The organism is Kocuria rhizosphaerae, assembly GCF_044462265.1.
Lineage (GTDB): Bacteria > Actinomycetota > Actinomycetes > Actinomycetales > Micrococcaceae > Kocuria > Kocuria rhizosphaerae.
The window spans coordinates 1-13,471 of sequence record NZ_JBISWL010000027.1 but is presented as its reverse complement, the minus strand read 5'-3'; the positions used below and the strand labels follow the sequence as shown (position 1 = coordinate 13,471).

Genomic DNA, 13,471 nt, shown 5'->3' with positions numbered 1-13,471 from the left:
TCTCCAACACCGTCCTCGCGCCGACTCCCGGCACGGGGGCGGTGTCGCGTTCTGCACGAGGTCCGCACATATGGGGTGTGCAGGGCCGCAGTGACCCCGGACGACCAGAAAGCCCTCGACAGAATATGGGAGCGTTTTTCTCCGGGGCCTTGTCATGTACATATGGCTGTCAAGCGCTACTAGGCTGGCGTGCCGATCGGTGGGAGGTTCTGATAGACCCCGGGAGATCTGACCCACTACGCCGATGCCGACCGCTGGGGCTCGGACGAGTCTTCGTGACAGCGTTATCCCCGCGCGGTACGGACGGACGTTTCACCCGCAGTCGCCGACACCCGCCATCACCCTGGAGGCGTGGTGCCTTTAGGGGTGGCCCGCGGCGGCCCGCCGGGGCCATGATGGCACCATGACTGATGCCCAACAACGGAAGCTGTCCGCTGCCGAGGTCGCCGAGGCCGGGCTCACCGGCTGGCGCCAGGCCGGCAAGACCCTCGTCGCCACTTTCAGGACCCGGAAGTTCTCCACCGGGCTGGAGCTCGTGAACCGCATCGGCGCCTCCGCCGAGGAGGCCAACCACCACCCCGACCTCACCCTCACCTACCCCGAGGTCGGCGTCACGCTCTCCAGCCACGATGTCGGCGGGATCACCAGCCGCGACATCGACCTGGCCCGCACCGTCAGCGGCCACGCCGCGGACCTCGGGGTCGCCGCCGCGGAGTGAGTCCGCGCCGTCGGGCAGGGGCGAACGGACCGTTGAGGCGCCGAGCGGATACGCCAAGAGGCGATCAGGGAAGCGCCCCGTGATCGGGCCTCCGTCAGGCTGCGTGGAGGACCGGCGACCCGTCCTCCGGGATGACGATCGCGCTGGCCGGCGCGCCGATGTGTGCCGGCCGGCAGAGGAAGGCGGCTTCTCCGAGCTGGTCTACACGCCGGCAGACGGCAAGACGCTCACGTTCGGGGACCTGTTTCGCAAGGACCTGCGGACCTTCACCAACCTCTATGACTTCCTCTCCCAGCTGCTGGACTTCGAGGACACCGACGTCGCCAAACGCACCATGTTCTACCGGGTGCTGTGGGAGGTCACCAAGCAGGACGAGCGCTCCGAGACCCCCAACCTGCCCACCGTGGACCTGCTCGACGTCGTCAGCCGCCCCCGCGGCCCCGCCGCCGATATCCAGCTGGCCTCCGGGGAGGCCCGCGAGCTGAACTCGCTCGGCGCCGCCGGCTCCGGGATGAACCGGGACCCCAAACTCATGGTGCTGGAGGAAATCGTGAACCGGCTCAACGAGATCTTCGGCCAGGACCTCCCGAAGGACGTGCGAGAGAACTTACACACGGGATGTGAGGCACCGGGCTAACTGGCCAATGTGGCCAGTCCTGAAGTCCCGAGATCTAGGCATTTTACTTACATCGGACATGTGCTCGACGACCCGGCTTAGTTGACCATTCCCGCCCCCTCCGACACCGTCCGGCTCCAACCGTTCAAGAGTTCATACTGAGCCAGCGACAGCGTTGCCAGCGACCCACGCAAGGCTGAAGGTCGGGCACCGCTCCGGTCGTCACTGCATTCCGTGGACAAGCCTGGAGCTCGACGCGTCGACTGCCAGCCAGTCGGCCAGGTCTTGTTTCTCGTCCTCGGAAGGAGAGAACCCCGCCAGGGCGGCCTGTTCGAGCACGCTACTGAACACAGCGCGGCCGATGGCAGGGGCATCAGGGGCCTGGTCCACACTGAGGTCGGCGCCCCCGGTACGGGCACCTCGAATAACGTAGAGAAGTGCTCTCCGGGAGACCTCGACGCCCAGTTCCCCGGCGCGGTCCCTGGACCACTTCGAGGCCTCCGAGAGGTTGAAGTTGAACTCATGGGCATACTCCGAGAGCACCTCGAACACGACGGGCCAGTGTTCCTGCGGCAGCCGGGGCATCTTGGCGACGTCGCAGAATCGAGTGATACCCGGAGGAAGTGGCCCCGAGGCCTCCGGCAGGTCGCTCGGGCCAGGCTGGACAGGTTCGGGCACCGGGTGCCTGGTTGAGTCCCAGAAGTGGTGCTGTGAGAAGTTGATATTCGGCAAGCCGATCCGCTCGACAGCCTTCCGAAACGTTTCTCCACCGAACCACCGGGTACGAGTCACGACTTCACCCAGATCTGCGTGGATCCGGCTGGCAAGGCGGGCGCAATTGATGGGCACCTTGGAGGACTCGTAATCGCTGCGCACCACCTCGCAGAACTCCCGCCATGCCTCCTCGTCGTTGGGCCGGCCCCCGGAAGTGGCGTCCCCTGCGACGCTGTGCGCCTCCAGAATCGCCGCGGCTTCCTCAGCGACGTCGGCCTCCGACTCCTGTGCCGGGACCATGAGGTCGAAAAGGTCCTGCTCATCGAGGTACTGGTCGGCCAGGGCCTCATAGGCCACAGCCGTCGAGCCAGTGGCGATGATTGCGGTCCTACGGTCATGGGCGCGCAGCACCTGGAGCAACGGCGTGAAGTCCGCGTCGCTGGAGGCCAGCACGAACTCGTCGTAGCAGGTCTCGTGCTGCAGAGCGGTCATCACGTCTATCACGATGCGGATGTCCGCTCCGTTCTTCGCCCCCCGCGTGAGACTGGGGCAGTCCACGACCTCCACGCCGGCCTGAGTAAAGAATGGCCGGAACTTTGAAAAGTACAGCCGCTCTCCGGGGTTCAGGGGGTGGGCGATGCTGCCAGAGGGGTTCATGTAGCAACGCAGTACTAGCCAGCGTCGGACGTCGTCAGCGTCATGCGTGGCCAGTCGGTGGATCCATGCGGACGGTCGTTCCGCGAGCTCGAGGGCTGCTTTCGGGTCGCTACTCAGCAACCCGCTGAAGAAGTTGTCGAAGTCTATGAACATGGCGGATCTGCGGTGGCCCATGGCGTCCTCGCGATTGCGTGAGCTGCACTATGTGCCTTAGCTAACCACTTGCAGTAGCCCCCGAGGCCGCAACTCGGCCGTGGCGCGAGCAGATACGCAGCTCGAAAGCCGGCAGGGCTTCCATCCGTTCGACTGCGGCCCTCCGCCACGCCAACGAGCAAATTGAACCGTCCCCGGTTTGATGCCGCTTCCTTTCGAGTCTGGAAGGAAGATAGAGATCATGCCGAAGAGGATCCCGGAGGAGACCAAGCAGCGGGCCACCCGCTTGGTGCTTGACCACCTCGATGAGTACCCCACCCTGACCGCTGCCTGTCAGTCCGTCGGCGACCGACTGGGCATCGGGAAGGAGTCCCTGCGCCGCTGGGTGCGCCAGGCCCAGGTCGACGCCGGTCAACGCGAGGGGGTGTCCTCCAGCGAGCAGGAGCGGATCAAGCAGCTGGAGCGGGAGAACCGGGAGCTGCGCGAGGCCAACGCGATCCTGAAGGACGCGGCGGTTTTCTTCGCCGGGGAACTCGACCCCCGACGGCGCTGATCCTCGGTTTCATCGAGGATCAGCGTGCCAAGGGCCGCTCGGTCGGGTCGATCTGCACGGTGCTGCGCGAGCAGGGCCTGCAGATCGCCGAGCGGACCTACCGGTCGTGGAAACGCGCTCGGCCCAGCACCCGCGACCACCAGGATGCGGTGATCATCGACGCGATCCTCACTACCCGGGTGGACGCGGGCGGTAACGCATCACCGGAGTCGATGTACGGACGCCGGAAGATGACCGCACTGCTGCGGCGCCAGGGCCTCGAGGTGTCCACGCGCCGAGTGGACCGGCTGATGCGCCGGCTGGGCATCAACGGCCTGGTGCGCGGCAAGGGGGTGCGCACGACGGTCCAGGACCGCAACGCGGCCCGGGCCCCGGACCTGCTGGATCGGGACTTCACCGCCCCGGCGCCCAACCGTCGGTGGGTCGCGGACTTCACCTACGTGCGCACGTGGGCCGGATTCGTCTATGTGTCCTTCGTGATCGATTGCTACGCGCGCACGATCGTGGGCTGGCACGCGGGGCCAACGAAGACGCCCCCGTTGGTCACCACGGCACTGCGGATGGGGCTGTGGCGGCGCGACCGTGCCGGGCACACCGTCCAGGACGGACTGGTCCATCACAGCGACGCCGGGTCGCCCAATTCACCTCGGTGGCCTTCGCCGAGACCCTGGCGATGGAGGGCATCGCCGCTTCCATCGGATCCATCGGCGACGCCTACGACAATGCCCTGGCCGAGTCCACGATCGGGCTGTTCAAGAACGAGGCGGTCCGGGACGGCTCTCCATTCCGGACCGGCCCGCTGCGCACTATCGACGACGTCGAGTGGGTCACGGCCGGCTGGGTCGACTGGTACAACAACCGCCGCCTGCACTCCACCCTCGGGAACGTCCCGCCCGAGGAGTTCGAGACCGCGTACTACGCTGGCCTCACAACGCCATCACACACGGTGCTGGCACCCGCATAGGAGCGGCAAAGAACCGGGGACGGTTCAAATACAGTGGCCTGCCTGCAGGTTTCGTAGTTTCCACAGTTGCTGAGTACGCGCATTGCTGACCGCGGCAGTGCCCGTGTGTGCACGCACTTGCAGGTTGGTGACCAGCTCCAGCTTGCAACGATGGTGATCATCGGACGTTCCGTCGGGACTGCCCTATCCTCGAATGCCACCTGATGGTGCGGCAGACACGTGGTAGTTGGTAGCGGTGTGCACACCCAGTGTTGGAGTGAATCCTGTGGTGGATATGCTTCGGGGCATGGGATATGTGCCAGACACCGAGCTACAGGAACCGCCCGACGACACGAAGCTGTGGCGGTACATGGATCTCGGGAAGTACCTGGAATTGCTCTCAACAGCCACTCTCGCCATGCCGAATGCTGCGATGATGAGAGACCCTTATGAGGGGAAGTCGGCAACTACAATCGAGCCCTTGCGTCCAGCGTTGCCGCTGGTATTGACGACGCCTTAATCGGTGAACTTTATGAGGGTCTTGACCGGCATCGGAGGCTGTACCGGAACTTCACCTTTTTATCGTGCTGGCATGCGGCCGAGCACGAGTCGGCGGGCATGTGGAGCCTGTACGCAGACGAGGACAAGGGCGTCGCTGTCGTGTCTACGTGGGGTCAGCTCAAGGCGTCATTGGCCACCGATACTGATATATTCGGAGGCCGCGTTCAGTATTTCGATTACGATGTCACCCTTATCTCCGAAGATTTGGGACTGCCTGTATACTGTTCTAAGCGCGTCAGCTTTGAACATGAACGGAAAGTGCGCTTGCTCGTCCAAGACGAGGGCATATCCGGGGAAGAAGCTGACCTTCGTGCTGGACTTCGCCAACACCGGAGAAGAGATCCTTGAGTCCTTCCTGCCCTTCTACGGCGAGGCGCGCCTGTCGGCGACCACGGACCCGAACCTGATTCACGATCTGCAGGCCAAGCTGGACTCCCAGGGTTGGTACACCGACGCCGACGTCGACCGGGTCGCCGAGGCCGTGGTGCGAGAGATGGGAAACAACGCTGTCTCCGCGGCGGTTAAACCCGTGCAACAAGAGATCGTGCACGCCTACAACACCGCCCGCGCCGCCGGGGACGCCGCTCGGATTGAGGAGCTGGACTTGTTCCGCAAGGACCTGCGGACCTTCACCAACCTTTACGATTTCCTCTCCCAGCTGCTGGACTTCGAGAACACCGACATCGCCAAACGGGTGATCTTCTACCGGGTGCTGTGGGAGGTCACCAAGCAGGACGAGCGCTCCGAGACCCCGGACCTGTCCACCGTGGACCTCCTCGACGTTGTCAGCCGACCACGCGGTCCCGCAGCCGATATCCAGTTGGCCTCCGGGGAGGCCCGCGAGCTGAACCCGCTCAGCGCCGCCGGCTCCGGGATGAACCGGGACCCGAAGCTCGTGGCGCTGGAGGAGATCGTGCACCGGCTCAATGAGATCTTCGGCCAGGACCTGCCTAAGGACGTGCGGGAGAACTTCGTGACCTCGCAGCTAAACTCCCTGCAGCAGGATGACCGGCTCGTGGCGCAGGCGAAGAACAACTCCGAGGCCCAGTTCATGGTCAGTCCAGACCTAAAAAAACTCCGTGCTTTCCGCGGCGTTCCGCAACCAGGCCGATCAGGGCCAGATGGTGGACCACATCTTCAGCAACGAGCACGTTCAGCTCGAGGTCATGAAACTGCTGGGCCGAGCACTGTTCCAGAGCGTGCAAGGCGCGACATGAGGGGACGATAAGAAGCTCAATCACAAATCAGCGGATCCGGAAAAGCGCCGCAGACTGCTCGTAATCGATGCCTGAAAGGAGGAAGGCCCGGTCGCCTCAGCGACCGGGCCTTCAATCGTCAGAAACGCTGACGGATAGAACTGTCTGGAGCCATACCTGGCATCGAGTCCGCTGCCCCGCCTCGGGGTGGCCCCGTTGCCACAGGGCCACCCGTTCTTTGTAGGACATGGGAACCACCCAATTCAAGAACGGTCACTCACCGCACTTCCCTGATCCCTGAGAGACGCCTTGGCCAACTGTGCGGCCATCGGCCAACTCGGTCTGCCGTTTTGGCCAACTATGGCCGCTTTGGCCAACTAGCCCGGCGTCTCACAGGGATCAGAAGTCCCAGTCCTCGTCCTCCGTGTTCACGGCCTTGCCGATGACGTAGGAGGAGCCCGAGCCGGAGAAGAAGTCGTGGTTCTCGTCGGCGTTCGGGGACAGTGCGGAGAGGATGGCCGCCGAGACGTCGGTCGTCTCCTTCGGGAACAGCGCCTCGAAGCCCAGGTTGTTCAGGGCCTTGTTGGCGTTGTAGTGCAGGAACTTCTTGACGTCCTCGGTCCAGCCCACGCCGTCGTAGAGGGACTCGGTGTAGAGCACCTCGTTCTCGTAGAGCTCGTCGAGCAGCTCGTACGTGTAGAACTTCAGCTCCTCCTGGCGCTCCGGGGTCTCCAGGGCCAGGCCGCGCTGGAACTTGTAGCCGATGTAGTAGCCGTGCACCGCCTCGTCGCGGATGATCAGGCGGATCAGGTCGGCCGTGTTCGTCAGCTTCGCCCGGGAGGACCAGTACATGGGCAGGTAGAACCCGGAGTAGAAGAGGAAGGACTCGAGCAGGGTCGAGGCCACCTTCTTCTTGAGGGGGTCGTCGCCCTTGTAGTACTTGAGGACGATCTCGGCCTTCTTCTGCAGGTACGGGTTCTCCCGGGACCAGCGGAAGACGTCGTCGATCTCCTTCATGGAGGACAGCGTCGAGAAGATCGAGGAGTAGGACTTCGCGTGCACGGACTCCATGAACGCGATGTTGGTGTACACCGCCTCCTCGTGCAGGGTCACGGCGTCCGGGATCAAGGAGACGGCTCCCACGGTGCCCTGGATGGTGTCCAGCAGCGTCAGCCCCGTGAACACGCGCATGGTGAGCTGCTGCTCCTCTGCGGTGAGCGTCTTCCACGAGGGGACGTCGTTGGAGATCGGCACCTTCTCGGGCAGCCAGAAGTTGGCGGTGAGCCGGTCCCAGACCTCGTCGTCCTTGGGGTCCTCGATCCGGTTCCAGTTGATGGCCTGGGCCTGGTGGTGGAGCAGGTCGACCTTGTCGAAGGTCTCGCTCTTCTCCAGAGTCATGGGATTCTCTTCCTCGCTGAGGTGGTGCCCTGTGCGCGCCCTCCGGGCGCGCACAGGGAGTTCGGGGTGGTCGTCGGGGGTCACAGCATGCAGGAGACGCAGCCCTCGACCTCGGTGCCCTCCAGCGCGAGCTGGCGGATGCGGGAGTAGTACATGGTCTTGATGCCCTTGCGCCACGCGTAGATCTGCGCCCTGTTGATGTCGCGGGTCGTGGCCGTGTCCTTGAAGAAGAGCGTCAGGGACAGGCCCTGGTCCACGTGCTGGGTCGCCGCGGCGTAGGTGTCGATGATCTTCTCGTAGCCGATCTCGTACGCGTCCTGGAAGTACTCCAGGTTCTCGTTGTTCATGAAGGGCGCCGGGTAGTACACGCGGCCCAGCTTGCCCTCCTTGCGGATCTCGATCTTCGAGGCGATCGGGTGGATCGACGACGTCGAGTTGTTGATGTAGGAGATCGACCCCGTCGGCGGGACGGCCTGGAGGTTCTGGTTGTACATCCCGTGCGCCACGACCGAGGCCTTCAGCTGCTCCCAGTCCTCGCGGGTGGGGACGTGCACGCCGGCCTCGGCGAAGAGCTGCCGCACGCGCTCGGTCGTGGGGGCCCACTGGCGGGTCGTGTACTTCTCGAAGTACTCCCCCGTCGCGTACTTGGACCGCTCGAAGCCGGCGAACGTCTCCTTCCGCTCCTTCGCGATCTCGTTCGACGCGCGGATCGCGTGGTACGTGACCGTGTAGAAGTAGATGTTCGTGAAGTCGAGGCCCTCCTCGGAGCCGTAGTGGATGTGCTCCTTGGCGAGGTAGCCGTGCAGGTTCATCTGCCCGAGCCCGACGGCGTGGGACATCTGGTTGCCGCGCTCGATCGAGGGCACCGAGTTGATGTTGGACATGTCCGAGACCGCCGTGAGGCCGCGGATCGCGGTCTCCACCGACTGCCCGAAGTCCGGGGACTCCATGGTGAGGGCGATGTTCAGCGACCCGAGGTTGCAGGAGATGTCCTTGCCGACCTCGGCGTAGTCCAGGTCCTCGGTGTACGTGGAGGGCTCGGAAACCTGGAGGATCTCGGAGCACAGGTTGGACATGATGATCTTGCCGTCGATCGGGTTCGCCCGGTTCACGGTGTCCTCGAACATGACGTACGGGTACCCGGACTCGAACTGGACCTCGGCCAGCGTCTGGAAGAACTCGCGGGCGTTGATCTTCTTCTTGGTGATCCGCCCGTCCGCGACCATCTCGTAGTACTTCTCGGTCACGTTGACGTCCGAGAAGGGCATCCCGTAGATCCGCTCGACGTCGTACGGGGAGAAGAGGTACATGTCCTGGTTCTTCTTGGCCAGCTCGAACGTGATGTCCGGGATGACCACGCCCAGGGAGAGGGTCTTGATGCGGATCTTCTCGTCCGCGTTCTCCCGCTTGGTGTCCAGGAAGCTGTAGATGTCCGGGTGGTGGGCGTGCAGGTACACGGCGCCGGCGCCCTGCCTGGCGCCCAGCTGGTTGGCGTAGGAGAAGGAGTCCTCCAGCAGCTTCATGATCGGGATGATGCCCGAGGACTGGTTCTCGATCTTCTTGATCGGCGCCCCGGCCTCGCGGATGTTGCTCAGCGCGAAGGCCACGCCGCCGCCGCGCTTGGACAGCTGCAGGGCGGAGTTGATCGACCGGCCGATGGACTCCATGTTGTCCTCGATGCGCAGCAGGAAGCACGAGACGAGCTCGCCGCGCTGCTGCTTGCCCGCGTTGAGGAACGTGGGGGTCGCCGGCTGGAAGCGCCCGGAGATGATCTCCTCCACGAGCTCCGCGGCGAGCGTCTCGTCGCCGTCGGCGAGGTACAGGGAGACCATGACCACCCGGTCCTCGAAGCGCTCGAGGTAGCGCTGGCCGTCGAAGGTCTTCAGCGCGTAGGAGGTGTAGAACTTGAACGCGCCGAGGAAGGACGGGAAGCGGAACTTCCGGGCGTAGGCCTGCTTGGAGAGCTCCTTGATGAACTCCCTGCTGTACTTCTCCAGGACCTCGGGCTCGTAGTACTGGTGCGAGACCAGGTAGTCGAGCTTCTCCTCGAGGTCGTGGAAGAAGACGGTGTTGTTGTTGACGTGCTGCAGGAAGTACTGCCGCGCGGCCTGCCGGTCGGCGTCGAACTGGATTTTCCCGTCGACGTCGTAGAGGTTCAGCAGGGCGTTGAGCTCGTGGTAGCCGAGGCCCCGGTACTTCTCCGGGACCCGCTTGTCCTCGTGGCCCGGCTCGACGCTCACGCCGGGGGCTGCCGAAATTGTCGCCAAAACTGTTCCAATCCTTGAGTGACCTTGCGGACATCCTCTGGGGTGCCCATGAGTTCGAACTTGTACAGGACGGGGACGTCGCACTTCGCCGCGATCTTGTCCGCGGCCAGGCAGAACGACGACCCGAAGTTGGTGTTCCCGGCCCCGATCACGCCGCGCAGCAGGGCCCGGTTGGTCTCCCGGTTCAGGAATCTCACGACCTGAGGGGGCACGGCGCCCGCGCCGTCGGGCCGGCCGTAGGTCGGGGCCACCAGCACGAAGGGCTCGGTCATCGTGGGGGGCTCCTCCCCGGTGTGAAGCGGGAGGCGCAAAGCGCGCACGCCGAGCTTCTCGACGAAGCGGTGCGTGTTGTTGGAGACCGAGGAGAAGTAGACGACCATTGGGTCGCGGGGTGCCGCGGCGGCGTCGCCGTGGCCCCGCGGAATGTGTCCGGTCCGGGTGCCGGGGTCGTGCGTGATCATTGCTTCCGCGCTCCGAGGTGTGGTCGGTGGCTCGTGCTCCGGGAGTCCGGGGCGCCGCGGGGAAGCGGACGGCGCGCCGGCCTCAGGCCGAGAGCAGGACGGCGAGGGAGGCGATCTTGTCCGGACGGTAGCCGGACCAGTGCTCGGTGGAGGTCTCGACGACCGGCACCTGCTGGTAGCCCAGGCCCACGACGTGGGCGAGGGCGGCCTCGTCCTCGGTGACGTCGACGACGTCGTAGTCGATGCCCTTCTTGCCCAGGGCACGGTAGGTCGCATTGCACTGGACGCAGGACGGCTTGCTGTACACGGTCACGGACATCGCTGTTTCCCCTTGCTCGATCGGATGTTTTCGGGGGAGATCCGGGACTTCCGCAGGTGCTGCGGCGGTGAGGGGGTCTCTCCAACTGGCTGATTTCAATACTACATCTAGTGCCAGGGAGAGGAAGCGACCCCTAGATGCAGTGGTGAAGGTTGTCCACAGCTCCTCGCGACCTGTCCCCAGCGGGACCGTTGCCCATCCACAGGCCCCCTTCCCCGGGTCCCGCGGAATTCCGCCCCGGGCCCCGCGATATGCACAGGCTGTGCGCTCCCGGCGTGGGCCGACCGGTGGACAGGATTAAATTTTGGACACGGCGTGTCGGGTCCTGCGGCCGGGTCGTCGCAGCCCCACGGCCGCGGCGGCGAGCCGGCTCCGCAGCCCCCGGTAGGGCGGGTAGACGACCCGCAGGGTGTCGGGGCCGAGCGGCTTGTCGAGGACCGCCCGCGCGTGGGAGAACGTGGTGAAGGAGTGCTTTCCGTGGTAGGCGCCGGTGCCGCTATCCCCCACCCCGCCGAACGGCAGGTGCGGGCTGGACAGCTGCAGCAGCGGGGCGTTGAAGGACAGCCCGCCCGAGGAGGTGCGGCGGCGGAACAGGTCCTTGACGGCCCGGTGCTCCGAGAAGACGTAGAGGGCCAGCGGCTTGTCCCCGGCGGCGATCAGCTCGACCGCGTCCTCCGCCGAGGGCACGGCCACCAGGGGCAGGACCGGCCCGAAGATCTCCTCGGCCATGAGCGGGCCGTCGGGCGCGGAGCGCACGACCGTGGGCTCGAGGTAGCACTCGGCCGGATCGGCGGACCCGCCGCAGACGACGTCCGCGGCCGGCACCTGGTCGAGGAGCCGCGTCAGCCGGGCGAGGTGCCGCTCGGAGACGATCCGCCCGTACGAGTCGCTGTGGCGCGCGTCCGCCCCGTAGTGCTCGGCCAGGGCCCGCACGAGCTCGGGCTCCACGTCCGCGAGCACCCCGGGCGGGCCCAGCACGTGGTCGGGGGCCACGCACGTCTGGCCCGCGTTGACGAACTTCCCCCACACGATCCGCCGGGCGGCGGTGCGCAGGTCGGTGGAGTCGTCCACCCAGGCCGGGGACTTCCCGCCCAGCTCGAGGGTCACCGGGGTCAGGTGCCGGGCCGCGGCGGCCATGACGACGCGGGCCACCGACCCGTTGCCGGTGTAGAAGACGTGGTCGAAGCGGTGCTCCAGCAGCCGCGTGGTCTCGGGGACGCCGCCCTCCACCACGCTCACGCAGTCCCCCAGGTACCGCCCGAGCAGCCCGGCCAGCACCGCCGAGACGTTCGCGGAGACCTCGGAGGGCTTCACGACGACGGTGTTGCCGGCGGCCAGCGCTCCCGCCAGGGGGCTGAGCACGAGCTGCACGGGGTAGTTCCACGGCGCCATGATCAGCACGGTCCCCAGCGGCTGGGCCTCGATCCGGGCGCGGGCCGGGGCGAGGCTCAGGGGCACCGGGACCCGCCGGGGCCGCATCCAGCCGCGCAGCTCCTTCCGGATCCCCACGACCTCCTCCAGGGTGAACCCGAGCTCGGTCAGCCACGCCTCGTGCGCCGGCTTGCCGAGGTCCGCGGCCAGGGCCTCCTCGAGCACCCCGCGGTTCTCCCGGATCAGGTCCTCGAGCCGGTGCAGCCGGTCCAGCCGTGCGGCGAGGCCGAGGTCCGGGACGAAGGCCGTGCGGGCCCGCTCGACGGCGTCGTCGACCTCGGGGAAGGCGGTGGGGCCGGTCTCGGGGTCGGTCCGGGTGGGAGTCATGGGTCCAGGGTAGGCGGCGCCTCGGACGCCACAGGGCGCGCACCTGCCGAGGGCCGCCCACGCGTCCGGCACCGGGGCCGGACGCGGCACCGGCTCAGAGCAGCCCGTGCTCGGCGAGCTGGCGCGAGATCGACCCGCCGTCGTTGCCCTCGATCCACAGCGTCCCCTCGGGCACCGTGACGCGCCGGTCCTCGCCGGCCAGCGGGTGGCCCGCGAGCACGGTCTCGACCGGGGAGAGGTTGCGGATGACGATCGCGGCCACGTGGTCGGGGTAGCGCTGGACGAAGCCGCTGTAGATCTCGGGGTCGTGCTGGCCGTCGTCGCCGATCAGGATCCACTTCACCTGGGGGAAGTTGGCGGCCAGCCGCTCGAGGTTCTGGACCTTGTGCGCGGCGCCGGCGCGGAACCAGCGGTCGGTGGTGGGCCCCCAGTCCGTGAGCAGCAGCGCCCCGGAGGGGTAGGCGTTGCGCGTGAGGAAGCGCCGCAGCGTGGGCGCGACGTTCCACGCCCCGGTGGAGAGGTAGAGGAAGGGGGCCTGCGGGTGGCGGCGCTGCAGCCGGTCCATCATCACGGCCATGCCCGGGGTGGCGTTGCGCGCGTGCTCGTTGAGCACGAAGGAGTTCCAGGCGGCGAGCATGGGCCGCGGCAGCGCCGTGACCATCACGGTGTCGTCCACGTCGGAGAGCACCCCGATGCGCTGGTCGTCGGCCACGACGAAGACCCGGGACTCGACCGTCTCGGAGCCCTCCGTCTGCATCCACACGGTGTGCTCGCCGGGGGGCAAGGACACCTGCAGGTCGACGTCGACGACCCCGCCGCGGTCGGCCACCAGGTGGAACTCGTAGTCGTCGATCCACACGTTGACGTGGGCGAAGGCGATCGGGACGGAGGTGAAGGAGCGCCAGCCGCGGATGGACTCGAGGCTCTCGTCGGTGGACTCGATCAGCCCGGGGGTCTTCAGCAGGGCCCGCCCCAGCACCCGCACGTGGTGCTGGGAGCCGTAGCCCTCGAAGGCCACCATGACCGGGACGTCCCCGCGGGCCTCCGCACGGCGCTGCCGGACCCGGTGCAGCCGCTGCTCGAGCCGGTAGCCGAGGTTCAGGGCCTCTTCGGTGACCTGGTCGACCGTCTGCAGAAGCTCCGAGCTGGTGGGATCC

Annotated in this window: 10 protein-coding genes and 1 pseudogene; 4 read left to right on the top strand and 7 right to left on the bottom strand. The window is 66.3% G+C overall.

The features are described 5' to 3' along the window. Positions 1-403 precede the first annotated feature (403 nt). Positions 404-718 (top strand): 4a-hydroxytetrahydrobiopterin dehydratase, encoded by a 315-nt coding sequence (locus ACH9EU_RS03365; RefSeq protein WP_396412524.1) that lies wholly within the window; start codon positions 404-406, stop codon positions 716-718. Positions 719-878: 160 nt separating this feature from the next. After that, on the top strand, positions 879-1,355 hold the full coding sequence (locus ACH9EU_RS03360; RefSeq protein WP_396412523.1) for a hypothetical protein: 477 nt from the start codon (positions 879-881) through the stop codon (positions 1,353-1,355). Positions 1,356-1,556: 201 nt separating this feature from the next. Here ACH9EU_RS03360 and ACH9EU_RS03355 read toward each other — a convergent pair whose 3' ends face one another. Next, positions 1,557-2,879 carry an NYN domain-containing protein gene (locus tag ACH9EU_RS03355; RefSeq protein ID WP_396412522.1) on the bottom strand — a complete coding sequence of 441 codons (1,323 nt, stop codon included), beginning with the start codon at positions 2,877-2,879 and terminating at the stop codon, positions 1,557-1,559. Positions 2,880-3,099: 220 nt separating this feature from the next. On the opposite strand from ACH9EU_RS03355, the pseudogene ACH9EU_RS03350 reads away from it, so the two are divergent. Next, positions 3,100-4,375, top strand: a pseudogene (locus tag ACH9EU_RS03350) (IS3 family transposase). A gap of 850 nt (positions 4,376-5,225) precedes the next feature. Further along, positions 5,226-6,143, top strand: a complete 918-nt coding sequence (locus ACH9EU_RS03345; protein ID WP_396412521.1) for a hypothetical protein — start codon at positions 5,226-5,228, stop codon at positions 6,141-6,143. Between the two features lie 367 nt (positions 6,144-6,510). On the opposite strand, the gene nrdF is transcribed toward ACH9EU_RS03345, so the two are convergent. From nrdF to ACH9EU_RS03315, 6 genes are all read right to left on the bottom strand, one after another. Next, positions 6,511-7,509: a class 1b ribonucleoside-diphosphate reductase subunit beta gene (gene nrdF, locus ACH9EU_RS03340; protein WP_396412520.1), complete on the bottom strand. Its 999-nt coding sequence runs from the start codon at positions 7,507-7,509 to the stop codon at positions 6,511-6,513. A gap of 80 nt (positions 7,510-7,589) precedes the next feature. Then, positions 7,590-9,749: a class 1b ribonucleoside-diphosphate reductase subunit alpha gene (gene nrdE / locus ACH9EU_RS03335; protein ID WP_396412519.1), complete on the bottom strand. Its 2,160-nt coding sequence runs from the start codon at positions 9,747-9,749 to the stop codon at positions 7,590-7,592. Beyond that, positions 9,746-10,237: a class Ib ribonucleoside-diphosphate reductase assembly flavoprotein NrdI gene (nrdI, locus tag ACH9EU_RS03330; RefSeq protein ID WP_396412518.1), complete on the bottom strand. Its 492-nt coding sequence runs from the start codon at positions 10,235-10,237 to the stop codon at positions 9,746-9,748. The genes nrdE and nrdI overlap by 4 nt, the downstream gene beginning before the upstream one ends. A gap of 82 nt (positions 10,238-10,319) precedes the next feature. Further along, positions 10,320-10,556 (bottom strand): glutaredoxin-like protein NrdH, encoded by a 237-nt coding sequence (nrdH, locus tag ACH9EU_RS03325; protein ID WP_396412517.1) that lies wholly within the window; start codon positions 10,554-10,556, stop codon positions 10,320-10,322. Between the two features lie 297 nt (positions 10,557-10,853). After that, positions 10,854-12,314, bottom strand: coding sequence for an aldehyde dehydrogenase family protein (locus tag ACH9EU_RS03320; RefSeq protein ID WP_396412516.1), 1,461 nt, complete (start codon positions 12,312-12,314; stop codon positions 10,854-10,856). A gap of 94 nt (positions 12,315-12,408) precedes the next feature. Next, positions 12,409-13,471, bottom strand: a 1,063-nt coding sequence (locus ACH9EU_RS03315) for an App1 family protein (RefSeq protein WP_396412515.1), incomplete at its 5' end; no start/stop codon positions are given.